A 23,637-nucleotide genomic window follows, 5' to 3' on the forward strand; every position below is an offset into this window, starting at 1 on the left:
ACTAATCAGTAAATGGTATCACTAACTGCCCCGGTTTCACTTCTATCCCTTTCGCCAGTTTCTTCGCCATCGCTTCGCCTTTGCTGTGATCGCCATTGAGCACATAAGCCGGACGCTGATTGAAATAGGTGTTCAGTGAATTGTTCAGATAAGGCATCAGGCCTTTCATCACGTTATCCATTTTTTCCGGCTTGATGGTGTAATCCACCACCTGCATATCACGCAGGAAAATGGCGCCTTTCTCACGGTCATACGTCGGATGCGCTTTCAGGGTCAGGCGCATATCGGCTTTTTGCGGGCCAAATAATGAAGAGATATCAACATGCGCGTCGCCTGTCAGGGTCACGATGCCGGGTTCTGCGCGACCAATCTGGCTGCTGAGATTGGTCAGGATCAGTTTTGCATCTACCAGTCCGGGAACACCCAACTGTTTCTCGAAGTTGTTGTTCTTTTGCAGGTAATCATTCACCTGCTGCTCGCTGATGGTGTACTGCGTCAGCTGATTACAACCGGCCAGTAAACTGGCACATATCAGGACTGCGGCACCCAGAAATCGCTTTGTCATTCTTCCCTCACTACGTAAATGCTATTTTGTCAGCATGACCCGAAAGCGTCATGGCTCCAATCAGACAACGCTGATTAGCCTAAGTGCCGGAGGCAGGGAAGAAAAGGGAAAATTGCCGGAAGCGCACTTCCGGCAGCTAAGTATGACGGGCTTAGCTCGCGAGGCGGGTTAACAGATTGACCTGCGTTTGCTTCGCCATGTTGTCGCGATAGTCCTGCACGCGCGAAGGCCAGTCAATGCCTTGTACAATTGTCAGCGAACGCAGCAGCGGCCACAGATTAATATCATCCTCGGAAAGCTCGCCGTTCACCGCATTCGGCTCGACGATCAATTTGTCGAGTGCGCGCAAATCCTGACTGATCTTCTTCACCAGACCTTCGGAATGTTGCAGATGCTCTGCGAAACTGCCGCTGGCGGCCTGTTTTTTATCGGAGAAGTATTTACGCGCTTCAGGCGTGGAAAATTCTTCCAATGGTGCGGAGGCAAAACGCGGCAACAACAGACGTCCGGTATATTCAGAAACCTGACGCAACCACGCGGCAATTGACGCATTCAGCGGACCGGTCAGCAGCGGCTTGCCGTCGCTTTTGTCGATGTAATGCACGATATCCATGCTCTCAGGCATGAAGCCGCCATCGGCTTTTTGCAGGACAGGCACCATCTTTTTGCCCACCATCGAAACCGGCGTCTTTTCGTCGTCATTGAGCAGTACTTTGATCTCAACCGGGATGTTCTTCAAACCGAAAATCATGCGTGCTTTCACGCAGAAAGGGCAATGTTCGTAAACGTAAAGTCTCATAGTTCGTGGCTCCTGTTGTCGCCGGCGGTGACCTGTAGGGTGCATGAAAACTGCCGGATGTAGGTTCGGATTTTATCTAACGCTATGATTCAGTATGGATATAGATGCTGATGAGATCAAACCTGCCCGTCATGCTTGTCGCTGTCACTGTGTTGGCTACGCTCGTTTACCCGAATCACTGACCTTTGACAGCTCATCGGGGTTCACTCGCTTGCCGCCTTGTTACAACGCCAGTCATTTTGGGTATTAAAAAAATGAGTAAGAGATCAGCCCCCGCTGAGCATGGCCGGTTCGATGCGGCGGAGATTGAATTGCCAGTACAAACCGGTGAGGGTGATAAAGCCGACAACGGCGAGCAGAAACCATGGTAACTGAGGCAGTTGCAGCGCCCGGCCGGTGTCGTACATCCAGCCGCCTCCGGTGTAACCAATCACGCCGCCGAGTGCCAGCCCGAGACGGCTGAAGCCCATATAACTGCCGCGTGCGCGGGAATCCGCCAGTGATGCGCTGAGGGTTTCACGCGCCGGTTCGGCAATGATGGAACCGATATAGAAGAAGCCGATCAGCAATAATAACGGATTGATTGAGGTAACCAGTCCGACCGGTAACAGGCTGAGTGTCATGATCAGCAATCCAAACATCAGGCGCTGCTCGAGGCGGAAGCGTTTTTCGCTCCAGCGGGCAATCGGATATAAAAATGCCAGTGACAGCACGGCTTCAATGGCATACATCCATTTCACCGCCGACGGACTGCCCGCGACATCATTGACCGCGATAGGCAGCATCAGCATGACCTGCACGGTCAGCATGTAATAGCCGGTGAGCGTCAGGACATAAGCCAGAAAACGGCGGTCGCGCAACACGCGCATCATGCCTTCGCGCATCGGGGTACGCATGGTGGAAATACGGTAAGCAGGTAACAGCCAGGCGTTACAGGCTGCGGCAAGACAGAAAATGGCTGCTCCGGCCCAGCAGACGTAATGAAAGTCGTACTGCAACAGCCAGCTGCCGATCAGTGCGCCAATCACAGCACCTGCACTGTCCTGCATCATCATCAGGGAGAAGAAACGGCTGCGCTCGTGGGGACGGGTCAGTTTAATCACCAGCGCGGTACGTGGCGGATCAAACAACGTGCCGCCGAGGCCGGAGAGAATACAGGAGCCGACCAGGATCCCCGGCTGATCGGCCATCGCCATGGTGGCGAAGCCCGCCGCACGTAATAACATGCCAGTGATAATCATCGGTTTTGCGCCGAACCGGTCAGCAATCGCTCCGCCAAAAATGCCTAATCCCTGTTGTGTAAGCTGACGAACGCCAAGCGCCAGACCAACGGCCATCGCTGCCCAGCCAAGCTGATCGACAAATCGGATCGAGATCAACGGAAAAACCACGAAAAAGCCTAAAATAACCAGCGCGTTGTCTAATAACAGAAAATACTTACCCAAGCTCCGAGCTTGTGATACCAGAGACATGCTTCACCATGAGCGATTATTTGTATCCTGTCCGGCAGATACAGAAAGGAGAAAAGATGCTCCCAGTCTGAACCGGAAACAGGCATTTAGATAGGGCGCTATTGATAATATTTTTTTATCGTCAAGCCGCGTTCTGACTGGCAGAATTAGCGATGATCTGTCGTTTCCTATAAATTCTATTTATCGACCCATGCGGGATGTGGAGGGAAGGGATGTTTGGCTACAAATCTGCCGTGCCAAAGGTGCGGCTTACCACTGACCGGATGGTTCTGCGCCTGGTTCATGACCGTGATGCGCACCGGCTGGCTGAATACTACGCCGAGAATCGTGCGTTTCTGAAACCCTGGGAGCCGGTCAGGGATGAAAGCCATTGTTATCCCTCCGGATGGCAGGCGCGTCTGGGGCTGATTACCGAGATGCAAAAGCAGGGCAGCGCCTATTACTTTATTTTGCTCGATCCCGATGAAAACAGGGTGATGGGTGTGGCGAATTTCAGCAACGTACTGCGTGGCTCTTTTCATGCCTGTTTCCTGGGATATTCGCTCGGTCAGGAATGGCAGGGCAAAGGCCTGATGCAGGAAGCGTTGCAGACGCTTATCCGCTATATGCAACGCCAGCAAAAGATGCACCGCATCATGGCGAATTACATGCCGCACAATAAACGCAGCGGTCAGTTACTGGAGCGTCTCGGTTTTGAACGTGAAGGTTATGCGAAGGACTATTTGCTGATCGACGGCAAGTGGCAGGATCACGTGCTGACAGCATTAACCTGGCAAGAATGGACACCCCCGTCCCGATAAGGAGAGCAGTATGAAACACGAACTCAGCGCCCGGGAGGCCCGTGTCGTGGGCTGTTTGCTTGAAAAACAACTCACCACGCCAGAACAATATCCGATGACCCTCAACGGCCTGACCACGGCCTGCAATCAGAAAACTAACCGCGAACCGGTCATGGAACTGAGCGAGAGTGAGGTGCAGCAGACGCTGGATTTACTGCTGCGCAAGCACATAATCCGCACCCTGAGCGGCTCGCGCACCATGAAGTACGAGCATCGTTTCTGTAATTCCGAATTCGGTAATCTCAAATTTTCCCCGCAGGAAGTGGCGGTGGTCACCACGCTGTTGCTGCGCGGCGCACAAACGCCCGGTGAACTGCGAACCCGCACTAACCGTTTGCATGATTTCTCTGATGTTGCCGAAGTAGAACAAACCCTGACTGAACTGACGAACCGTGAAGACGGCCCGTTCTGTGTGCGTCTGGCCCGCGAACCGGGTAAACGCGAGAGCCGGTTTATGCATCTTTTTAGCGGAGAAGTCAGCAACGTGGCCGGTGCCGCTGAAGAGACATTATTCAGTTCAGCGCCTGAAAGTGCAGATCTGACTGCGCGAGTAGAAACGCTGGAAGCAGAAGTCGCTGAGCTGAAACAGCGTCTGGAAAATTTGTTGCAACACCTGGCTGATTAAAAGGAGCGGGTTGTGAGTAAATTACGAATTGGTGTAATCGGGCTTGGCGGAATTGCGCAGAAAGCGTATCTGCCAGTGCTGAGCCACGCTGAAAACTGGACGCTGGCAGGCGGATTTTCTCCGAATCAGCAAAAAGCACAGGCCGTTTGTGACAGTTACCGTATGGCCTGTTTTTCCCGTATAGATGAACTGGCCAGTCAGTGTGATGCGGTTTTCGTTCACAGCAGCACCGCCAGCCATTTCGAGGTGGTCGTGCAGTTGCTGGCGCAGGGCGTGCATGTGTATGTCGATAAACCACTGGCGGCAGAACTTGATCAGGCTGAACAGCTGGTAGAACAGGCGCACAAGGCAGGCAAAGCGCTGATGGTCGGTTTTAACCGCCGTTTCGCGCCGTTGTATCGCCAGCTCAAAGAGAACATGCAGGATGCGGCGTCATTACGCATGGATAAACACCGGACCAACAGCGTCGGACCAAACGATCTGCGTTTCACCTTGCTGGACGATTATCTGCACGTGGTTGATACCGCACTGTGGCTGGCGGGTGGAAATGCCACTCTGGAAAGCGGTCTGCTTCAGATTAACGAAGCAGACCAGATGCTCTACGGCGAACACCATTTCCTGTGCGGCGAAACGCTGGTGACGACATCCATGCACCGCCGTGCGGGAACTGCCCGTGAGAGTGTTCAGGCGGTAACGGAAGGCGCGGTGTATCAGCTGGACAATATGCAAATTTGGCGCGCGGAACAGCAGGATATTCTGACGCAACTGCCGGTGCCGGGCTGGCAAAGTACGCTGGCGCAGCGCGGATTTGTCGGAGCGATTGAACACTTTGTCGATTGTGTGAGCAATCAAACTGCGCCGGAAACCAGCGGTGAGCAGGCAATTTATGCGCAGGCGATGATCGAGAAAATTCTGAATTCTTAACCTGAGTGCTTAACGGAGAAGCCGTGCGGGATGGCGCGGTTAACACTCTATAACAACATAAAACAACTGCCGGTGGCTATTGCATGGCGGATGCGTAGACTAAGCGCATCTTTGAGCCATGCCGGTTCATCTTTCACGCCTGCTGATGCAGGCGTGGTTGTTTAACTGACTCATTTATCAGCTAACCGGTAAACAAGAAAAGTGACATGAATCTACTTAAATCTTTGGCAGCCGTCAGTTCCATGACGATGTTTTCACGTGTATTAGGTTTTGCCCGCGATGCCATTGTGGCACGTGTATTTGGCGCCGGAATGGTCACAGACGCCTTTTTTGTGGCGTTTAAACTCCCCAACCTGCTGCGCCGTATTTTTGCCGAAGGGGCATTTTCTCAGGCTTTCGTGCCGATCCTGGCTGAGTACAAAACGCAGCAGGGCGAAGAAGCCACCCGCACCTTTATCGCTTACGTTTCCGGCTTACTGACGCTGGTTCTGGCGATTGTCACCGTTCTGGGCATGATTGCCGCGCCGTGGGTGATTTATATTACGGCGCCGGGCTTTGTTGATTCACCGGATAAATTTGCGCTAACCAGTTCGCTGCTGCGTATTACTTTCCCGTATATCCTGCTGATTTCACTGGCATCGCTGGTCGGTGCGATACTCAATACCTGGAACCGTTTCTCGATACCGGCGTTTGCGCCGACGTTCCTGAACGTCAGCATGATCGGTTTTGCGTTGTTTGCCGCTCCGTACTTCCATCCGCCGGTGCTGGCGCTGGCCTGGGCGGTGGTGGCTGGTGGTTTGCTGCAACTCGGTTATCAGCTGCCGCATCTGAAGAAAATCGGCATGCTGGTGTTGCCACGTCTGAATCTGAAAGATGCCGGTGTGTGGCGCGTGATGCGTCAGATGGGACCCGCTATTTTGGGCGTTTCCGTCAGCCAGATTTCCCTGATCATCAACACGATCTTCGCGTCATTCCTGGTGTCCGGTTCCGTTTCATGGATGTATTACGCTGACCGCCTGATGGAGTTTCCTTCCGGCGTGCTGGGCGTGGCGCTGGGCACCATACTGCTGCCGTCACTGGCACGCAGTTTCTCCAGCGGTAATCATGGCGAATACAACCGCCTGATGGACTGGGGCTTGCGTCTGTGCTTCCTGCTGGCGCTGCCAAGCTCTGTCGCACTGGGCATTCTGGCGAAACCATTGACGGTCGCCTTGTTCCAGTACGGTAAATTCAGTGCGTTTGATGCCTCGATGACGCAACGTGCGCTGGTGGCGTATTCCGTCGGCCTGATGGGTCTTATCGTCGTGAAAGTGCTGGCACCGGGCTTCTATTCCCGTCAGGACATCAAAACACCGGTGAAAATTGCCATCATTACCTTGCTGATGACGCAGGTGATGAACCTGGCCTTTATCGGACCGCTGAAACACGCGGGACTTTCCCTGTCGATTGGTCTGGCAGCTTGCCTGAATGCTTCGCTGCTGTACTGGCAATTGCGCAAGCAGGATATCTTTCAGCCTCAACCGGGCTGGAGAACGTTCTTGATCAAACTGTTTGTGGCAGTGATAGCGATGTCCGCGGCACTGCTGGGCATGATGTATGTGATGCCAGCGTGGGACGTGGGCGGTATGGCATATCGTCTGGCGCGTCTGGCAGCGGTGGTCGCGGTGGGCGTGGTGGCGTATTTTGCCGTACTCGGACTGCTGGGCTTCCGCGTGAAAGAATTTGCGAGACGTCTGGATTGATTGGATTAGATTCCGGAAACACAAAAGGGCGCATAAGCGCCCTTTTTTAATATCGAAATACTGCGAATTACATACGTTCTACAGTTTCGATACCCAGCGTATCCAGACCAGTTTTCAGCGTGCGTTGTGTCAGCAATGCCAGTTTCAGGCGGCTGTTGCGGCTGGTTTCATCTTCTGCGTTCAGGATAGGGCAATGCTCGTAGAAGCTGGAGAACAGGCCTGCCACGTCGTACAGATATGCACACATGGTGTGTGGCGTGCCCTCACGGGCGACGACAGTCAGCACTTCTTCGAACTGCAACAGGCGGGTTGCCAGCGCGGCTTCACGCTCTTCGCTCAGCACAACAGGCTGGGTCAGGCTGTTCACGTCGATTTCTGCACGTTTGAAGATGGAAGCCACACGGGTATAAGCATATTGCATGTATGGCGCAGTGTTACCTTCGAACGCCAGCATGTTGTCCCAGTCGAAGACGTAATCAGTGGTACGGCTTTTTGACAGGTCAGCGTATTTGATTGCGCCGATACCGACAGCATTCACCAGTTTTTCCAGTTCAGCAGCGTCTTTCATTTCCGGATTTTTTTCGGTGATCAGCTTACGCGCACGATCAATTGCTTCATCCAGCAGATCAGACAGTTTCACTGTGCCGCCGGAGCGGGTTTTGAACGGCTTGCCGTCTTTGCCCAGCATCATGCCGAACATATGGTGTTCCAGCGCCACAGAATCCGGCACGTAACCGGCTTTACGCGCAATGGTCCACGCCTGCATCAGATGCTGGTGCTGACGGGAATCGATGTAATACAGAACGCGGTCGGCACCGAGTGTTTCGTAGCGGTATTTCGCGCAGGCGATGTCGGTGGTGGTGTACAGATAGCCGCCATCTTTTTTACGGATGATAACGCCCATCGGGTCGCCATCTTTGTTTTTGTATTCATCAAGATAAACGACCACAGCGCCTTCGCTGTCGACTGCCAGCCCTTTGGCCTGCAGGTCGGAGACAATGCCAGGCAGCATGTTGTTGTACAGGCTTTCACCCATCACATCATCTTCTGTCAGGGTCACGTTCAGGCGGTTATACGTCAGCTGGTTTTGCTTCATGGTCACGTCGACCAGTTTGCGCCACATTTGCAGGCAGTATTCGTCGCCGCCTTGCAATTTAACCACGTAACCACGTGCGCGCTCGGCGAAGGCTTCGTCTTCGTCGTAGTTTTTCTTCGCAGCGCGGTAAAATTCTTCCAGGTCCGCCAGATTCATGTCACCGGCATTTTCGTTTTGCACTTTTTCCAGATAGGCAATCAGCATCCCGAACTGCGTGCCCCAGTCGCCGACGTGGTTAGCGCGGATCACTTTATGACCAAGGAATTCATTGGTGCGCACGGCGGCGTCACCGATGATGGTGGAACGGATATGGCCGACGTGCATTTCCTTCGCCACGTTTGGCGCGGAATAGTCGATAACGATGGTTTGCGGCTCAACCGGCGTGATGCCCAGCTTTTCGTCGTTCAGTGCGCTGTCAACATGCGCGCCAACAAACGCAGGATCGAGGAAAATGTTGATGAATCCCGGACCGGCGATTTCGACTTTATTTGCGATACCGTTCAGATCTAACAGTTCAACCACTTTCTCTGCCAGTTGTCGTGGTGGCATACCCAGTTTTTTTGCCACGGACATTACGCCATTTGCCTGATAGTCGCCGAACTGCGCTTTGGCGGACTGACGGACTTGCGCTTCGCTGTCGGCGGATGCGCCTGCTGCGATCAGCGCCTGGCTGACTTTTTCTGAAAGAAGTGACTGAATATTCACCGAAGTACCTTTATTTAGGAATGGAGTTGTTTGCTGTTCATCCCAATGCGGATGAACCTAAAATGATGCGTGTTTATATCATATTAGCCCTGCGGCGTCAGTATCGCCGCACGCCTGACGGCAATGAAAACGCGATTCTGCGGCGCGTCTCTGGCAACCGGATGAAAGGCTGTGTAAATTACCCGACCCTGAAGATAAGCAAACTGAAATGAGATAGGATACCTGCCATGAACCAAGTGCCTGAGTTACAGGATTTAGTCGACGATATGCCGCGGTTTGTCAGCGTATTGACGGCGTTTGCCGCAAAATTGCAGATCAATCTGGGCGAGTTTCATGCGGATCATATTTCAGTGCGCTGTCACCAGAATACGACAGCGGACCGGTGGCGCGCCGGGCTGGAAAAATGCGGGCAACTGCTTAATGAAACGATGATTAACGGCAGGCCGATTTGCCTGTTTACTCTCAACGAGCCGCTGGTTGTCGGGCCGCTGAGTATCGATCTGGTCGAGTTACCTTATCCCGGCGATAAGCGCTATCCGCATGAAGGCTGGGAGCATATTGAGATTGTCCTTGAAGGTCACGAGGACGAATTGTATACGCGGGCGCTGGCACTGATTGCCGACGAAGCGCTGATGACGCCCGGTATAAAACTGAAACAAAGTGCGCCAAAGGGTGAGAATGAGCGGTTGCCTAACCCGACGCTGGCGATCACCGACGGGTCCGTGACCATCAAATTCCATCCCCACAGCTTGCGCGATATTGTTGCCAGCGAGAAGGCTGAAGGTTAACGTTCGAGCGACTGCAAGGCGGATTCCATGCGGTCCATTGCCTTTTCCAGCAATGCCCGCTGGCAACCGAAATTGATGCGCACAAAACCGGGAGCACCAAATGCTGCGCCGCCGGAAAATCCGACGCCAGCTTCTACAAAGAACCGGTACGGATCCTGAACCGGCAATGCGCTGGCATCAATCCAGCCGAGATACGTGCCTTCTGGTGGCAGCATGCGTAATCCCGGCATGGCGTTGATTCTGGCTGTCACTAATTCCCGGTTTACGCGCAAATAGTCGAGTTGTGCGCTGAGCCATTCTTCTCCGTCACGGTAAGCAGCGGTCGCAGCAACGTAGGCCAGAATATTGACGTGCGGAACGATGCCCTCGCTGGTGTCGAGAAAGTTTTTCCGTAACTGAGGATTAGGGATGATGGCCATTGAGGCGCCGAGACCGGCCAGATTAAAGGTTTTCGACGGCGACAACAGGGTAATGGAGCGCTGTTCTGCATCGGCATTGAGCGAGGCAAACGGAATATGTTTCAGCCCCGGCTCGAGGATCAGGTCGCAGTGAATTTCATCGCAGCACACCACTAAATTGTGGCGTCGGGCGAACTCCTGTTGTTCCAGCAACTCTTCGCGGCGATAGACTGTTCCGCCCGGATTATACGGATTGCATAGCATCAGCAACTTTTCGCTGCCATCCATTTGATTTTCGGCAGCGGCGAAATCGGCCACCCAACGCTGATTCTGCTCAATTACATTAACCGATTTAAACTGACGCCCTTCGGATTGCGCCGCCTGCATAAACGGTGGGTAAATCGGCGTGGGCATCAGGCTGGTCTCATGCTGACTCACGTTGGCGCGCACGGCGACGTTTAATCCGCAAACCAGTCCGGGCAGCCAGACAATCCATTCGGGGTTAATAGTCCAGCCGTAGCGTTCTGCCAGACGTTTTACCACTAAATCAATCAGTTCCGGCGGCGTAAATCCATAACCGAACACGCCTTCTGCCACGCGTTGCTGCAACTCTTTGATAACCTGAGGCGGAGAAGTGAAGTCGGTATCGGCGACCCAAAGTGGAATGACATCCTGATTATTGTATTTATTCCACTTAACGCTATCACTGTGACTGCGGTCTACCCATAAATCAAAATTGAGTGTCATAGTTAGCTTTCCTAAGCAAGCAGGTTGGGCGGGGATGCTCATCTCAAAGCCTACGCGACATGGCCGGTTACAGACAAGTGTTGTAGCATAATGCCGTAATCAGGAGAGATCACATGACTAAATTAGAAGTGTGTTGTTACAGCGTAGACTGTGCGTTGACAGCAGAACTGGCCGGAGCCGATCGCGTCGAATTATGCGCGAGTCAGGCTGACGGTGGGATTACGCCGAGTTACGGTACCCTCAAACTGGCGAGGGAAAAAGTGACAATCCCGGTACATCCGATTGTACGCCCGAGGGGTGGTGACTTTTGCTACAGCCAGAGCGAATTTGATGTGCTGAAAAGTGACATCGCCTGCATTCGTGATCTCGGTTTTCCGGGACTGGTCGTAGGTATGCTGGATGCGGAAGGGCATATCGATATGCCAAGAATGTGGGAAGTCATGGCGCTGTGCGGCGATATGGCCGTGACATTCCATCGCGCGTTCGATATGTGTCTCAATCCGAAGATTGCGTTAGAGCAGTTGACTCAGTTAGGGGTGGCGCGCATTCTGACTTCCGGACAGCAACAAAATGCAGAAGTAGGTTTACCGATGCTTCGGGAACTCAACCAGCTGACGCGTGGTCCAATCATTATGGCTGGCGCGGGCGTGCGACTGACCAATCTGCAAAAGTTTGTGGATATCGGGCTGACTGAATTGCACAGCTCGGCCGGACGTCAGGTGCCTTCTTCTATGCGTTACCGCAAAGCCGGTGTCACGATGAGTTCTGACACGGACTTTGATGAATTCAGTCGTTATTGCGTGGACGGCGATATTGTTGCCGCAATGAAAAGAACATTGCAGTTCGACGATGAAATATCCCGCTCGGCGTGGCGTAATAACTCAAAAGTTTAACCGGGTCACACGACCCTTATTGCGTCGCCCTGCGCAAGTACCAGGCCCCGTCACTTTGGCGGGGCTTTTTTTGTGCGAAAAATTACTTTGCTCCTGTGCGAAGGTTGTTATCGGCACAGCCGTGGGGTGAGATGATTCACAAATTAATCATAAAATACAGAGGGTATTTGAAGGTTTGATCAGAATTATGTTTTAATTAACAATAAAACTAAAAACTAGGGATTTACATTATCACAAAGAAAAGGTTATAAGATCCTTTGTGGATATACCCGAAACGTCTGTAACAAAATGTGATTTTTTTGAATGTTTGAGAATTATAGCATTGAGTTCAATTAAAAATAATTTCAGGAAACCGTAATGATGACGATAAAGTGGTGGGGAAATGCTTGACAATAACTATCATATATTATGGATGATTGTTGCAGTGGCATTACCAGTGTTTATATTTAATTTTAAATGTTTTAGTTTTTTAGATGGAGATGTAAAGCACGTTGGTAGAAATTATAATATAGACGCGTTAAGATATTTTTTGGCTGCTTTTGTAGCAATGCATCATTTTTCTCTGACAATAAATTTTATAAAATCTGGCTTATGGCTATATCCTAGCGGACATGACCTTGATGCATTCATCGGGAACTTTGCAGTATGTATATTTTTTATGATTTCAGCATATCTTTTTTGGGGGAGATGCTCGAATGACGATACAAACTGGTTTAAGGTTCTCATTGGCAGACTATTTAGAATCGGGCCGATGTTTCTTGTTTCTGCAATATTATGTTGGTTGCTCGCCTACAAGTTTGGCGTGCGTAATGAAACAACCTTTTTTTCGGAGCGTTCTACCTATCATTGGTTTGATATGGGGTTAACGGACATAAGGCCTGATATTTTCGGATTTAAAGATACGCGTTTACTGAACGCAGGCGTGATGTGGACACTACCTTATGAATGGATGTTCTATTTTTCACTTCCAGCCTTATCACTATTTGTTAACAAAAAAAATTCTATCGCTGTGATTTTTGCGGTCATATTTATTACTTTTTATTTTCTAAAGGATATAGATAAATTATCAGTGGCGCTATTAGCGATGTTTGCAATGGGTGCTCTAACTTATGAATTGAAAAGTAAAATTAAATTTGAAGTTCATAAAATAAAAATGAGCATGATAAGTTCATTGCTTCTCGTTATTAGCGGGTTCCTTTTCATTAAACAGGATTCTATTTCACTAGAAGCTTCACTGGTGTATGCCTGCTTTTTCTTTTCTGTTTGTATTGGTGGGAACCCTTTTCTTGCACTGGGAACTAAAGGAGCAAGAAGACTAGGGGAGATTAGCTTTAGTTTATATCTCTTACATGGGGTCGTCTGGTACTTATTTGGTAGATTTATGCTCAAGTTTGATATGACAGGGCATGTTTTTTTATACTATATATTGGCAAGCTTAGCATTTTTAATTTCATGTCTTTTATCAGCTTTCACCTATCATTTTTTTGAAGCGAAGATGATTTCTATAGGAAGAAAAGTCCAGAGCAGAATTTTCTAAATCTGTATCCAGAATTTACAACACCCGCTTCAGCGGGTGTTTATAAAGTTGTTAAACAACGTACTGCCATCTCTTTCGCACAACTGTTGTCACTTTCCTTAGAGCTCAGGTATAGCCTACTCAAAGCGGAATGTTCAAATGCGCAGATAGTCGATAGCAGAAACAATCTTTGCCTGACGGAAACATTGACCAGTCTGAACTCATAAAGCGCCCTTTAATGTGTGTCCTCAATTAGGAAAACAGGGACAGTACTGTCATCAAAGTATGCGTTTTACTCAGTGATAACTAGAAAATTTCACAGTGAGTGACTCTTAAAGTTTGGACTCAGCCCCAGGTCAGCAATGCCACGCCAAACATCCCTGCTTTAACGACCAGACACATGACAAAAAGACCTAAAACAATGACGGCGCGGTCCATGAGGAAACGAATTCTTCTGCGCATTGATTTCTCCGCGAAATAATCGCGTACGGATAAATTGGTTGGCCGAATTTATACACGAAAAACTATCAATCAATCCAATGTTATAACGTCAAAACGCGAAGCTTTACAAAGGGCTTTGACAGAAGAGGGGAACCGCTACTTTTCGTAGAAGTTTTTTATCCTGATCGCGACATCAATATTGGCCCAGTGTAATTCGTCCTCTTTATGCAGACTGCTGCTGCCATCTTCCCAGGAAACGAAATAGGACACGGTGCCTGTCTGTGATTCGAAGGTATTCATGATGCGACCTTTGATATCTCCGGATCTGTGTTTAACGATGCTGCCTTTAGGGAATTTCATACTTCCTCCCAATACGTTAGCGACGATCTCTGTCATAACAAACAGATACCCTCAATAAAGGTTAGACCTTTTTACGGCGCGATGTACAGAGCCATGTGGCTGAAAGTGAGGGTAAAGTGTGAGCAATAAATTCCGCCAGACCTGAGGATGTCTGGCGGAGGAAGAGGGAGTTAGGGCTTGCGGGCGATAAGCAGGGCGCGACGTGGTGCCGGATAGCCTTCGATAGTTTTGGTCGGGTCGTTCGGGTCGAGGAATTCAGCCAGTGATTCACTGGTCATCCAGTCGGTACGGCGCTGTTCTTCCAGCGTTGTGACGCTGACATCCGCAATGCGTACATCAACGAAGCCGCATTTGATCAGCCAGTTTTTCAGTGCTGCTGCAGAAGGGATGAAATAGATATTCCCCATCTGCGCGTAACGGTCGCCCGGTACCAGTACCTGCTCGCTGTCGCCTTCAATCACTAAGGTTTCCAGCACCAGTTCGCCCCCGCTGACCAGCTGATTTTTCAGCTGCAGAAGGTGATCCAGCGGCGAACGACGGTGGTACAAAACGCCCATCGAGAACACCGTATCGAACGCGTTAAGCTCAGGTAATTGTTCGATACCCAACGGCAAAAGGTGCGCGCGCTGATCGCCGCCCAGCAATTTACGCACGGCCTCGAACTGACACAGGAACAGCTGCATCGGGTCGATACCCACGGCCAGATGCGCGCCTGCGCCAATCATGCGCCACATGTGGTATCCGCTGCCGCAGCCGACATCAAGAATAGTGCGGCCTGCCAGCGAAGAGATATGCGGCAGAACGCGATCCCATTTCCAGTCAGAACGCCATTCGGTATTGATTTCAACGTCGTACAGCGAAAATGGCCCTTTACGCCACGGCATCATATTGCGCAGCAGATTTTCAATCCCTTCGCGCTGACCGGCTGGCAAAGGCACTTCCATATTAGCGCTGACACTGTGCAGTAAATCCAGACGTTCTGGCTGCAACAGTGGCAAACGATCGACGGAGTTAAACCACAGTTTGAACTTGCCGTGTAGCGATTCTTTCTGCCATGCAGTCAGTTGTGATGGCAGGGTATTGAGCCACGGGCTCAGCGGCCCTTTGGCGATAACGCGATAAAAATCACCGAAATCAATCATTCTGCTTCTCCGGCTTTCAGCGCGATAAGTGAACCGAAGTTAAAGCACTGGAACCAGACTTCTGTGTGCTGGAATCCGGCCTGGTGCAGGCGGGCTTTGTGGGTTTCAACCGAATCGGTCAGCATCACATTTTCGAGCATGCTGCGTTTCTGGCTGATTTCCAGCTCGCTGTAGCCGTTCGCACGTTTAAAATCGTGATGCATATTGAACAGCAGTTCGCCGACGTCTTTATCTTCAAAGCTGAATTTTTCAGACAGTACCAGCGCAGCACCCGGACGCATACCCTGATATACCTGATTCAGCAAGCGCTGGCGGTCAGCCGGTTCAAGGAATTGCAGCGTAAAGTTAAGTACCACCATCGAGGCATTTTTCAGCTCGATATCCAGAATGTCGGATTCAATCACGTTAACCGGGGTATCGGCACGGAAAGCATCAATGTGGCGGCGGCAGCGTTCCACCATGGCGGGGGAGTTATCGACAGCAATGATTTCGCAGCCCGGAACCTTGATGTTGCGACGCATCGACAGCGTGGCAGCACCCAGCGAGCAGCCCAGATCGTAGACATTCGAGTCGGGCTGAACGAAGCGCTCGGCGAGCATACCAATCATCGAAATAATGTTGGAATAGCCCGGAACTGAGCGTTGGATCATGTCAGGGAAAACTTCAGCAACGCGTTCATCGAACGTCCAGTCGCCCAGCTTATCTATTGGTGCAGAAAACAGCGTATCGTGGTTTGCCATAGCGGTGAGTCAGGCCAAAAAGAGTGTGGGTAAAAAGTTGAGGGCAGATTTTAGCAGATACTGGCGCAGGCAGATACCTGCGCGCTCGGGAGTTGTTTCAAAACAGCATCAAAACAGCCCGGGGAAAGCGGGGTGATCAGTCGAAGTTCAAAAATTGTGACCATGGCAGATAGATAATATTCACCAGGACCATCAGCACCAGCGAGATATACGTGGCGGCCATGCCGTTGCGGCGCCAGGCAAATTCGCGGTTCTTCAGCCCGTAATAATGGAATAACCGGCCCAGAATCAACAACAAACCGCAGGCATGGACTGTCCAGATGGGTGAACCGTTCATTTCCATAAACAGCAGCAGTAAACAGCCAATCGGCAGATATTCTACGGCGTTACCGTGGACACGGATGGCGGTTTGTAATTCGTAGGAACCGCCGTCGCCGGTGGCAATGCGGTATTGCATCCGCAGGCGTACAACATCGAAAGAGAGTTTGATCAAAAGTATGGCAGCAAGCACGACATATAACGCGCTAATCATGATGACTTCCTTGGTTAATCCCTGTTTTCTGGCGGAACTAATGCCTTCCGCTACGCTGCTATGATAACGGGCTGCCGTAAGACTGTCGTCAGAAAATCCTGAATATTCTCAGAACAAGGTGTCCTGTTCCGGCCAGTCAGGTGCGGGCTGAACAGAGGGCATTTGCCGGTGCAAATCCTGCCACAGGCTGCGCGCCTGCTGCGGGGCATCGGTACAGTCAGGCGTATGAATAAACAGATACGGTGATAATCCCTGTGATTGCCAGTCGTCGAGTTTTTTAATCCACTGTCCGAACAGCGGACGGTTAGCGTCCAGACTGTCGCCACCGATAAAACGCACAATGGGCCGGGATGATGTCGCCAGCGCGTGCAACGGCAGAATCGGTTTTTTGCGTTTAGCTTCGAGGACTGCTTCAGTTGTGGACTTCGAACTGTGAACCGGACGGCTGTCGAGAATGGCGCGGTTAATTCCACGCTGATGTAAGCCCTGATTCAGCGCACGTTCTTCCTCGCCTTTGTTGAAAAAATCTTGATGGCGCACTTCAACGCCGTAATCGAAACCCGCGGGAAGGGCATCCAGAAATTGCCACAGTCGGTCGAGGTGAACGGGAGCAAACGTGGCAGGAAGTTGCAGCCAGAGCTGACCAATGCGCTCACCGAGCGGTTCGAGCGTGCGGTAAAACAAATCGACGTTTTCCTGACAATTCGTCAGTGCCGCTTTATGGCTGATATCAGATGGGAATTTGAAACAAAAACGGAAAGATTCCGGCGTCATGTCGCGCCAGCGCATTACCACTTCCTGTTTGGGCAGGGCGTAAAAGGTGGTATTGCCTTCGACGCAATTGAAATACCGCGCGTAATCGGCCAGATCACGCAAACCGATTTTTGCCCAGGCGTTGTGGTGCCATTGCGGTAAACCAATATACATAATCATGCTCCCTGTTTTCTGAGCCGGAATTCCCAAATAAAACGCCGCCTCAGCGGGCGGCGTTCAGGCAAGAAATTCAGGGTAACGTTACTCCGGCAGAGCGGCAAGCACTTCGGCAGTTGAACGTACGCGACTGATACGCGGGAAGATAAATTGCACGCTGGACTGATGATGGTCATTGTTGTGCGCGCTGCAGGCGTCTTCAGCAATGACCAGTTCATAGCCGTGTTCCCAGGCGTTACGCGCGGTGGATTCCACGCCGATGTTAGTGGAGATACCCGCCAGCACGATGCTTTTGATGCCACGACGACGCAGTTGCAGATCCAGATCGGTGCCATAGAACGCGCCCCACTGGCGCTTAATCACCAGCAGATCGCTGTCGGTGACGCCCAGCTGTTCAGGAAATTCCCACCAGCTTGCAGGTAAACCGCCTTCCGGCGCAGCCGCAGGGATATCAACCGGTTGTTTCAGCGCTTCGTCAAAAGAATCTGACCAGCCCACGCGAACCATGACGACCGGCGCGCCCAGTTTACGAAAACGGTTTGCCAGTTCAGTGGCATTATCCAGCACCTGCTGTGCGGTGTGCGGGCCCCCAGCGAACGGTAAAATCCCTTTCTGTAAGTCGATCAGTACCAGTGCGGTAGTTTTTGGGTCAAGTTTCATGTGTAGCTCCCGGTTTTCAATAGGGTAATGAGAGAAAGGAATTATTTACTGCGTGTACAAAGGGGATGGCGCGAGTCTATTCTAACGGGCAGACTGAAATGAGATAATTTTGTTAAATTATGTGTAGCTTGCAACACGAATGAATTTCCGCGTCAGCGTTGACGTGTTCGTACTTATCCTTCGCCGGAAATTCCTTTATAATAGCCGCCTTTTTTCGACCTGAATAAAACCCATTCCGAGCGCTGCTGAGTTTTGCGGCGAACGACCAGAGTCAATAACCGTTTCTGTGCCTGTGCGCCATGAGGCCGGGTAGTGGGATCAAAAGGATACCGTTATGCGTACTGTATATTGTGGAAAACTGAATGCGTCCAATGTGGGCCAGGAAGTAACATTGTGTGGCTGGGTTAACCGTCGCCGCGATTTGGGTGGTTTGATTTTCATCGATATGCGTGACCGCGAAGGCATCGTTCAGGTTTTCTTCGACCCGGATCAGGCGGAAGCCTACAAACTGGCGTCTGAACTGCGTAACGAATTCTGTATTCAGCTGACCGGTACTGTGCGTGCGCGTCCTGAAAGCCAGTTCAACAAAGACATGGCGACCGGTGAAGTGGAAGTGTTCGCCAGCAATCTGAACATCATCAACCGTTCTGAATCGCTGCCGCTGGATTCCAACCACGTCAACACTGAAGAGGCGCGTCTGAAATACCGCTATCTGGATCTGCGTCGTCCTGAAATGGCTAACCGCCTGAAAGCCCGTGCAAAAATTACCAGCTTCGTGCGCCGTTTCATGGACAGCCATGACTTCCTCGACATCGAAACCCCGATGCTCACCAAAGCCACGCCGGAAGGAGCGCGTGACTATCTGGTGCCGAGCCGTGTGCATAAAGGCAAGTTCTACGCCTTGCCGCAGTCTCCTCAGCTGTTCAAACAGCTGCTGATGATGTCCGGTTTCGACCGTTACTATCAGATTGTTAAATGCTTCCGTGACGAAGATTTACGTGCTGACCGCCAGCCTGAATTCACCCAGATCGACGTGGAAACCTCCTTCATGAGCGCTGAACAAGTGCGTGAAGTGATGGAAAAACTGGCCCGCGAACTGTGGCAGGAAGTGAAAGGCGTGGATCTGGGCGATTTCCCGATCATGACTTTTGCAGAGGCTATGCGTCGTTTCGGTTCTGACAAACCGGACCTGCGTAACCCGATGGAAATGGTCGATGTGGCTGACCTGATGAAAAACATCGAGTTTAAAGTCTTTGCTGATCCGGCTAACGATCCGAAAGGCCGCGTGGCTGCGCTGCGTGTTCCGGGCGGTGCATCCCTGAGCCGTAAGCAAATCGACGAATACGCAAAATTCATCGAAATCTACGGCGCGAAAGGTCTGGCATACATCAAAGTTAATGAAGTGGCAAAAGGTCTGGAAGGTATCCAGAGCCCGGTCGCGAAATTCCTTAACGAAGAACTGCTGGCAGCCCTGATCGAACGTACCGGCGCGCAAGATGGCGACATGATCTTCTTCGGCGCAGCCAGCGCGAAGATTGTGACTGACGCGATTGGCGCACTGCGTCTGAAAGTTGGCCGTGACCTGAAAATCACCAAAGAAGACATGTGGGCACCGCTGTGGGTTATTGACTTCCCGATGTTTGAAGACACCGACGAAGGCGGCCTGAGCGCCATGCACCACCCGTTCACTGCGCCAAAAGACATGACGGCAGAAGAACTGGCGGCGAACCCGGTTTCCGCTATCGCAAACGCCTACGACATGGTGATCAACGGCTACGAAGTGGGCGGCGGTTCTGTGCGTATTCACCGCAGCGAAATGCAGCAAACCGTGTTCAGCATTCTGGGTATTAACGAGCACGAACAGCGCGAGAAATTCGGCTTCCTGCTCGATGCCCTGAAATACGGTACGCCTCCGCATGCGGGTCTGGCATTTGGTCTGGATCGCCTGGTGATGTTGCTGACCGGTACCGACAATATCCGTGACGTGATCGCCTTCCCGAAAACTACCGCGGCTGCGTGTCTGATGACCGAAGCGCCAAGCTTTGCCAACCCGGCTTCACTGCTGGAACTGGGCATCGCAGTGGTGGCGAAAAAAGAAGTGACGCCAGACACAAATACAGAGAATAACTAATGAGCTATAAGCGTCCTGAGTCGATACTGTGCGTCATCTACGCCAGAAACACCGGCAGGGTGCTGATGCTCCAACGAAAGGATGACCCAAATTTCTGGCAGTCGGTGACCGGCAGTCTGGAAGGCGGGGAATCCCCGAATCAAACCACGCAGCGTGAAGTCATGGAAGAGGTCGGTATCGACATTGCAGGTGAAAACCTGACTCTGCAGGATTGCCAGCGCTGCGAGGACTTTGAAATATTTGCGCATTTGCGCCATCGCTATGCTCCCGGCGTGACCCGTAACAAAGAACATTGGTTCTGTCTGGCGTTACCCGACGAGCGTGATGTGGTTCTTACTGAACATCATGCGTACCGGTGGCTCGATAAATCCGCAGCGGCTGCGCTGACGGTGTCTCCGAGCAACCAGCAGGCGATTGAAGAATTTGTAAACTATTCGGTCTGTTAAGACTTAAGACTTTTTGGAGATATTTATGGCAGGTCACAGTAAGTGGGCCAACACCAAGCACCGCAAAGCGGCGCAAGATTCTAAACGCGGCAAAATTTTCACAAAAATCATTCGTGAGCTGGTGACAGCGGCACGTCTGGGCGGCGGCGATGCGGGTTCAAACCCACGTCTGCGCGCGGCGATTGATAAAGCGCTGTCGAACAACATGACCCGCGACACCCTCAACCGTGCTATCGCACGTGGCGTGGGCGGTGACGAAGACACCAACATGGAAACCATCATTTATGAAGGTTACGGTCCGGGTGGCTCAGCCATCATGGTTGAATGTCTGAGTGATAACCGCAACCGTACCGTGGCAGAAGTGCGTCATGCCTTCACCAAAACCGGTGGCAATCTGGGTACCGACGGTTCCGTGGCTTACCTGTTCTCCAAAAAAGGCGTGATCACTTTCGCTCCTGGCCTGGACGAAGACGTGCTGATGGAAGCCGCGCTTGAAGCGGGCGCTGAAGACATCATTTCTTACGATGACGGCGCTATCGATGTCTTCACTGCCTGGGAAAATCTGGGCGAAGTGAAAGATGCGCTGGAAGCTGCCGGTTACAAAGCTGATTCCGCTGAAGTCACCATGATCCCATCGACCAAAGCCGACATGGATGCAGAAACTGCACCTAAACTGTTGCGCCTGATCGACATGCTGGAAGATTGTGACGATGTGCAGGAGGTTTACCACAACGGTGAAATCTCCGACGAGATCGCAGAAACTCTGTAATCTCAGTGCCGCCGGTGGCTACCACCGGCTGGCTATCCTGTTGTGCCTCAGCAGTTTATACTCTCCCCCAACTTTCCAAAAAAACGACAACACAAGGCGTTGACTGGCTATGGCTATTATTCTGGGGATCGACCCCGGTTCGCGTATTACCGGCTATGGCATTATCCGCCAGACAGGGCGTCAGCTCAGCTATCTCGGCAGCGGGTGTATCCGCACGGTGGTGGATGATATGCCGGGACGTCTGAAACTGATTTATGCCGGTGTGTCGGAAATCATTACGCAATTTCAGCCTGATTTTTTTGCCATCGAATCCGTCTTTATGGCGAAGAATGCCGACTCGGCGTTAAAGCTCGGGCAGGCACGTGGCGCGGCGATCGTGGCAGCGGTGAATCAGGATTTGCCGGTGTTTGAATACGCGGCGAGGCAGGTGAAACAGACCGTCGTGGGTACCGGTGCGGCTGAAAAATCGCAGGTTCAGCATATGGTGCGTTCAATCCTGAAATTACCGGCCAATCCCCAGGCGGATGCCGCCGATGCGCTGGCAATTGCGATTACGCATTGCCACATGAGCCAGAACGCTATTCGTCTGAGCTCGGACAAATTGCAGATGGCTCGCGGACGTATGCGATAGACGCCGCAAGTCCATTAGGCTGGATATTCATCCAGCCTTTTTTATGATATAAACATCGCTGCTTTTGACCTGATAAGGAAAATGAACGTGATAGGCAGACTACGAGGCATTATTCTGGAAAAACAGCCCCCTTTGGTGCTGCTTGAAACCAACGGCGTGGGCTATGAAGTGCATATGCCGATGACCTGTTTTTACGAATTGCCGGAGCTGGGTCAGGAAGCTATCATCTTCACGCAATTTATCGTCCGTGAAGATGCGCAACTGCTCTACGGATTTAACGATAAACAAGAGCGGGCACTGTTCCGTGAACTGATCAAAGTGAACGGCGTGGGGCCTAAGCTGGCGCTGGCCATTCTGTCAGGCATGTCGGCACAGCAGTTTGTCAGTGCGGTAGAAAAGGAAGAAATCACCGCATTAATCAAATTACCCGGCGTCGGTAAGAAAACCGCAGAACGCCTGGTCGTTGAAATGAAAGACCGGTTTAAAGGATTAAACGGTGATCTATTTAACAATCATACTGATATCACGCTACCTGCATCGGCGTCGAAAGCTAAAGAATCTGATGCCGAAGGCGAAGCCGTTGCAGCCCTGATATCCCTCGGATACAAACCACCGGAAGCCAGCCGCATGATCAGCAAAGTGGCCAGGCCGGGTGCGGAATCTGAAACGTTGATTAGAGAAGCGTTGCGCGCAGCGCTGTGAGGTAAACGATGATTGAAGCTGACCGCCTGATTTCTTCCGAAGTCTTCAGTGAAGAAGAAGTCATTGACCGTGCGATACGCCCGAAGTTGCTCAGCGAATACGTCGGGCAACCGCATGTGCGTTCGCAAATGGAAATCTTTATTCAGGCGGCCAAGCAACGCAAAGATGCGCTCGATCACCTGTTGATTTTCGGCCCGCCTGGGCTGGGTAAAACCACGCTGGCCAATATCGTCGCCAACGAAATGGGCGTGAATCTGCGCACGACCTCGGGCCCGGTGCTGGAAAAAGCCGGTGATCTGGCCGCGATGCTGACCAATCTTGAGCCGCACGACGTGCTGTTCATTGATGAAATCCACCGTCTGTCGCCGGTTGTTGAAGAAATTTTGTATCCGGCAATGGAAGATTATCAGCTGGATATCATGATTGGTGAAGGTCCGGCAGCGCGTTCTATCAAACTCGATTTACCCCCGTTTACCCTGATTGGTGCCACCACCCGCGCCGGTTCCCTGACGTCACCACTGCGTGACCGTTTTGGTATCGTGCAACGTCTGGAGTTCTATCAGGTGGCGGATTTGCAGCATATTGTCGGGCGTAGTGCGTCTTGTCTCGGGCTGGAATTGTCGGAAGAGGGCGCGCATCAGATAGCCCGCCGTTCACGCGGTACGCCGCGTATCGCTAACCGCCTGTTGCGCCGTGTGCGTGACTTCGCGGAAGTCAAAGGCGATGGCACCATTAACGGTGATGTAGCTAACGGCGCGCTGGACATGCTGGATGTCGATGCCGAAGGCTTCGATTACATGGACCGCAAACTGTTGCTGGCGATTATCGATAAGTTCACCGGCGGGCCGGTCGGGCTGGATAACTTAGCCGCGGCAATTGGTGAAGAGCGCGAGACGATTGAAGACGTCATCGAACCGTTCCTGATCCAGCAAGGCTTTATTCAGCGCACACCGCGCGGGCGTATGGCGACCAATCATGCGTATAAGCACTTCGGGATCACCAGAGAATCTGAGTAAACGATTTTGCACGCATAAAAACGGACGC

At 51.7% G+C, this 23,637-nt stretch carries 25 protein-coding genes; 14 read left to right on the forward strand and 11 right to left on the reverse strand.

Features of this window, described 5'->3' with window-relative positions; translation table 11 throughout:
* Window position 1 precedes the first annotated feature (1 nt).
* From CKQ54_RS12465 to mdtH, 3 genes are all read right to left on the reverse strand, one after another.
* Window positions 2-565, reverse strand: coding sequence for a lipoprotein (locus CKQ54_RS12465; protein ID WP_120162656.1), 564 nt, complete (start codon window positions 563-565; stop codon window positions 2-4).
* Between the two features lie 151 nt (window positions 566-716).
* Window positions 717-1,364, reverse strand: coding sequence for a glutaredoxin 2 (grxB, locus tag CKQ54_RS12470; protein ID WP_120162657.1), 648 nt, complete (start codon window positions 1,362-1,364; stop codon window positions 717-719).
* Between the two features lie 266 nt (window positions 1,365-1,630).
* A complete protein-coding gene (mdtH, locus tag CKQ54_RS12475) occupies window positions 1,631-2,836 on the reverse strand; it encodes a multidrug efflux MFS transporter MdtH (protein WP_120162658.1) in 1,206 nt (401 codons plus the stop codon).
* A 212-nt stretch (window positions 2,837-3,048) separates the two neighbouring features.
* Between mdtH and rimJ the strand changes: the two genes are divergently transcribed.
* From rimJ to murJ, 4 genes are all read left to right on the forward strand, one after another.
* The gene (gene rimJ, locus CKQ54_RS12480) at window positions 3,049-3,636 is read left to right on the forward strand and encodes a ribosomal protein S5-alanine N-acetyltransferase (protein WP_013575017.1); all 588 of its coding nucleotides are present in this window, start codon (window positions 3,049-3,051) and stop codon (window positions 3,634-3,636) included.
* A 10-nt stretch (window positions 3,637-3,646) separates the two neighbouring features.
* Window positions 3,647-4,300, forward strand: a complete 654-nt coding sequence (locus CKQ54_RS12485; RefSeq protein ID WP_120162659.1) for a YceH family protein — start codon at window positions 3,647-3,649, stop codon at window positions 4,298-4,300.
* A gap of 12 nt (window positions 4,301-4,312) precedes the next feature.
* Window positions 4,313-5,224: a Gfo/Idh/MocA family protein gene (locus CKQ54_RS12490; RefSeq protein WP_120162660.1), complete on the forward strand. Its 912-nt coding sequence runs from the start codon at window positions 4,313-4,315 to the stop codon at window positions 5,222-5,224.
* Between the two features lie 206 nt (window positions 5,225-5,430).
* Window positions 5,431-6,966 carry a murein biosynthesis integral membrane protein MurJ gene (gene murJ, locus CKQ54_RS12495; RefSeq protein ID WP_112288245.1) on the forward strand — a complete coding sequence of 512 codons (1,536 nt, stop codon included), beginning with the start codon at window positions 5,431-5,433 and terminating at the stop codon, window positions 6,964-6,966.
* Between the two features lie 67 nt (window positions 6,967-7,033).
* On the opposite strand, the gene argS is transcribed toward murJ, so the two are convergent.
* On the reverse strand, window positions 7,034-8,767 hold the full coding sequence (gene argS, locus CKQ54_RS12500) for an arginine--tRNA ligase (RefSeq protein ID WP_120162661.1): 1,734 nt from the start codon (window positions 8,765-8,767) through the stop codon (window positions 7,034-7,036).
* Between argS and CKQ54_RS12505 the strand changes: the two genes are divergently transcribed.
* Window positions 8,752-8,979: a hypothetical protein gene (locus CKQ54_RS12505; protein WP_147412493.1), complete on the forward strand. Its 228-nt coding sequence runs from the start codon at window positions 8,752-8,754 to the stop codon at window positions 8,977-8,979. The genes argS and CKQ54_RS12505 overlap by 16 nt on opposite strands.
* A gap of 15 nt (window positions 8,980-8,994) precedes the next feature.
* On the forward strand, window positions 8,995-9,555 hold the full coding sequence (locus CKQ54_RS12510) for a VOC family protein (RefSeq protein ID WP_120162662.1): 561 nt from the start codon (window positions 8,995-8,997) through the stop codon (window positions 9,553-9,555).
* Here the strand turns inward: CKQ54_RS12510 and CKQ54_RS12515 are convergent.
* Window positions 9,552-10,700, reverse strand: coding sequence for a MalY/PatB family protein (locus CKQ54_RS12515; RefSeq protein WP_120162663.1), 1,149 nt, complete (start codon window positions 10,698-10,700; stop codon window positions 9,552-9,554). The two genes, CKQ54_RS12510 and CKQ54_RS12515, sit on opposite strands and share 4 nt — an antisense overlap.
* Before the next feature lie 113 nt (window positions 10,701-10,813).
* On the opposite strand from CKQ54_RS12515, the gene cutC reads away from it, so the two are divergent.
* Together cutC and CKQ54_RS12525 are read left to right on the forward strand one after the other, a co-directional pair.
* A complete protein-coding gene (cutC, locus tag CKQ54_RS12520) occupies window positions 10,814-11,593 on the forward strand; it encodes a copper homeostasis protein CutC (RefSeq protein ID WP_120162664.1) in 780 nt (259 codons plus the stop codon).
* Between the two features lie 382 nt (window positions 11,594-11,975).
* Window positions 11,976-13,130, forward strand: coding sequence for an acyltransferase family protein (locus CKQ54_RS12525; protein ID WP_120162665.1), 1,155 nt, complete (start codon window positions 11,976-11,978; stop codon window positions 13,128-13,130).
* Window positions 13,131-13,706: 576 nt separating this feature from the next.
* On the opposite strand, the gene CKQ54_RS12530 is transcribed toward CKQ54_RS12525, so the two are convergent.
* The 6 genes from CKQ54_RS12530 to CKQ54_RS12555 all read right to left on the reverse strand — a co-directional run bounded on the left by CKQ54_RS12530 (window position 13,707) and on the right by CKQ54_RS12555 (window position 17,914).
* Window positions 13,707-13,910 (reverse strand): hypothetical protein, encoded by a 204-nt coding sequence (locus CKQ54_RS12530; protein WP_112288239.1) that lies wholly within the window; start codon window positions 13,908-13,910, stop codon window positions 13,707-13,709.
* Between the two features lie 170 nt (window positions 13,911-14,080).
* On the reverse strand, window positions 14,081-15,052 hold the full coding sequence (gene cmoB, locus CKQ54_RS12535) for a tRNA 5-methoxyuridine(34)/uridine 5-oxyacetic acid(34) synthase CmoB (RefSeq protein WP_112288238.1): 972 nt from the start codon (window positions 15,050-15,052) through the stop codon (window positions 14,081-14,083).
* Window positions 15,049-15,792, reverse strand: coding sequence for a carboxy-S-adenosyl-L-methionine synthase CmoA (gene cmoA, locus CKQ54_RS12540; RefSeq protein WP_120162666.1), 744 nt, complete (start codon window positions 15,790-15,792; stop codon window positions 15,049-15,051). The genes cmoB and cmoA overlap by 4 nt, the downstream gene beginning before the upstream one ends.
* 136 nt (window positions 15,793-15,928) lie before the next feature.
* Complete coding sequence (locus CKQ54_RS12545; RefSeq protein WP_120162667.1) at window positions 15,929-16,324, reverse strand: MAPEG family protein; 396 nt, start codon at window positions 16,322-16,324, stop codon at window positions 15,929-15,931.
* Window positions 16,325-16,432: 108 nt separating this feature from the next.
* Window positions 16,433-17,251 carry a DUF72 domain-containing protein gene (locus CKQ54_RS12550; RefSeq protein WP_120162668.1) on the reverse strand — a complete coding sequence of 273 codons (819 nt, stop codon included), beginning with the start codon at window positions 17,249-17,251 and terminating at the stop codon, window positions 16,433-16,435.
* An 87-nt stretch (window positions 17,252-17,338) separates the two neighbouring features.
* Window positions 17,339-17,914, reverse strand: a complete 576-nt coding sequence (locus CKQ54_RS12555) for a hydrolase (protein ID WP_120162669.1) — start codon at window positions 17,912-17,914, stop codon at window positions 17,339-17,341.
* A gap of 334 nt (window positions 17,915-18,248) precedes the next feature.
* Here CKQ54_RS12555 and aspS point away from each other — a divergent pair, with 334 nt between their 5' ends.
* From aspS to ruvB, 6 genes are all read left to right on the forward strand, one after another.
* The gene (gene aspS, locus CKQ54_RS12560) at window positions 18,249-20,045 is read left to right on the forward strand and encodes an aspartate--tRNA ligase (RefSeq protein ID WP_112288233.1); all 1,797 of its coding nucleotides are present in this window, start codon (window positions 18,249-18,251) and stop codon (window positions 20,043-20,045) included.
* Window positions 20,045-20,491: a dihydroneopterin triphosphate diphosphatase gene (gene nudB / locus CKQ54_RS12565; protein ID WP_120162670.1), complete on the forward strand. Its 447-nt coding sequence runs from the start codon at window positions 20,045-20,047 to the stop codon at window positions 20,489-20,491. The genes aspS and nudB overlap by 1 nt, the downstream gene beginning before the upstream one ends.
* A 25-nt stretch (window positions 20,492-20,516) precedes the next feature.
* Window positions 20,517-21,260: a YebC/PmpR family DNA-binding transcriptional regulator gene (locus tag CKQ54_RS12570; protein WP_013575035.1), complete on the forward strand. Its 744-nt coding sequence runs from the start codon at window positions 20,517-20,519 to the stop codon at window positions 21,258-21,260.
* A gap of 109 nt (window positions 21,261-21,369) precedes the next feature.
* Window positions 21,370-21,891 (forward strand): crossover junction endodeoxyribonuclease RuvC, encoded by a 522-nt coding sequence (ruvC, locus tag CKQ54_RS12575; RefSeq protein WP_015696865.1) that lies wholly within the window; start codon window positions 21,370-21,372, stop codon window positions 21,889-21,891.
* A gap of 87 nt (window positions 21,892-21,978) precedes the next feature.
* Window positions 21,979-22,593, forward strand: a complete 615-nt coding sequence (gene ruvA / locus CKQ54_RS12580) for a Holliday junction branch migration protein RuvA (RefSeq protein WP_120162754.1) — start codon at window positions 21,979-21,981, stop codon at window positions 22,591-22,593.
* 8 nt (window positions 22,594-22,601) lie between these two features.
* On the forward strand, window positions 22,602-23,609 hold the full coding sequence (ruvB, locus tag CKQ54_RS12585) for a Holliday junction branch migration DNA helicase RuvB (protein ID WP_120162671.1): 1,008 nt from the start codon (window positions 22,602-22,604) through the stop codon (window positions 23,607-23,609).
* Window positions 23,610-23,637 lie beyond the last annotated feature (28 nt).

Source organism: Rahnella variigena, assembly GCF_003610915.1.
GTDB lineage: Bacteria > Pseudomonadota > Gammaproteobacteria > Enterobacterales > Enterobacteriaceae > Rahnella > Rahnella variigena.

Bases quoted from the DNA above. Each gene is read 5' to 3' on its own strand.
- CKQ54_RS12465 (WP_120162656.1), bottom strand. From the start codon at position 565: ATGACAAAGCGATTTCTGGGTGCCGCAGTCCTGATATGTGCCAGTTTA.
- grxB (WP_120162657.1), bottom strand. From the start codon at position 1,364: ATGAGACTTTACGTTTACGAACATTGCCCTTTCTGCGTGAAAGCACGC.
- mdtH (WP_120162658.1), bottom strand. From the start codon at position 2,836: ATGTCTCTGGTATCACAAGCTCGGAGCTTGGGTAAGTATTTTCTGTTA.
- rimJ (WP_013575017.1), top strand. From the start codon at position 3,049: ATGTTTGGCTACAAATCTGCCGTGCCAAAGGTGCGGCTTACCACTGAC.
- CKQ54_RS12485 (WP_120162659.1), top strand. From the start codon at position 3,647: ATGAAACACGAACTCAGCGCCCGGGAGGCCCGTGTCGTGGGCTGTTTG.
- murJ (WP_112288245.1), top strand. From the start codon at position 5,431: ATGAATCTACTTAAATCTTTGGCAGCCGTCAGTTCCATGACGATGTTT.
- CKQ54_RS12510 (WP_120162662.1), top strand. From the start codon at position 8,995: ATGAACCAAGTGCCTGAGTTACAGGATTTAGTCGACGATATGCCGCGG.
- CKQ54_RS12515 (WP_120162663.1), bottom strand. From the start codon at position 10,700: ATGACACTCAATTTTGATTTATGGGTAGACCGCAGTCACAGTGATAGC.
- cutC (WP_120162664.1), top strand. From the start codon at position 10,814: ATGACTAAATTAGAAGTGTGTTGTTACAGCGTAGACTGTGCGTTGACA.
- CKQ54_RS12525 (WP_120162665.1), top strand. From the start codon at position 11,976: ATGCTTGACAATAACTATCATATATTATGGATGATTGTTGCAGTGGCA.
- CKQ54_RS12530 (WP_112288239.1), bottom strand. From the start codon at position 13,910: ATGAAATTCCCTAAAGGCAGCATCGTTAAACACAGATCCGGAGATATC.
- cmoB (WP_112288238.1), bottom strand. From the start codon at position 15,052: ATGATTGATTTCGGTGATTTTTATCGCGTTATCGCCAAAGGGCCGCTG.
- cmoA (WP_120162666.1), bottom strand. From the start codon at position 15,792: ATGGCAAACCACGATACGCTGTTTTCTGCACCAATAGATAAGCTGGGC.
- CKQ54_RS12545 (WP_120162667.1), bottom strand. From the start codon at position 16,324: ATGATTAGCGCGTTATATGTCGTGCTTGCTGCCATACTTTTGATCAAA.
- CKQ54_RS12550 (WP_120162668.1), bottom strand. From the start codon at position 17,251: ATGTATATTGGTTTACCGCAATGGCACCACAACGCCTGGGCAAAAATC.
- CKQ54_RS12555 (WP_120162669.1), bottom strand. From the start codon at position 17,914: ATGAAACTTGACCCAAAAACTACCGCACTGGTACTGATCGACTTACAG.
- aspS (WP_112288233.1), top strand. From the start codon at position 18,249: ATGCGTACTGTATATTGTGGAAAACTGAATGCGTCCAATGTGGGCCAG.
- nudB (WP_120162670.1), top strand. From the start codon at position 20,045: ATGAGCTATAAGCGTCCTGAGTCGATACTGTGCGTCATCTACGCCAGA.
- CKQ54_RS12570 (WP_013575035.1), top strand. From the start codon at position 20,517: ATGGCAGGTCACAGTAAGTGGGCCAACACCAAGCACCGCAAAGCGGCG.
- ruvC (WP_015696865.1), top strand. From the start codon at position 21,370: ATGGCTATTATTCTGGGGATCGACCCCGGTTCGCGTATTACCGGCTAT.
- ruvB (WP_120162671.1), top strand. From the start codon at position 22,602: ATGATTGAAGCTGACCGCCTGATTTCTTCCGAAGTCTTCAGTGAAGAA.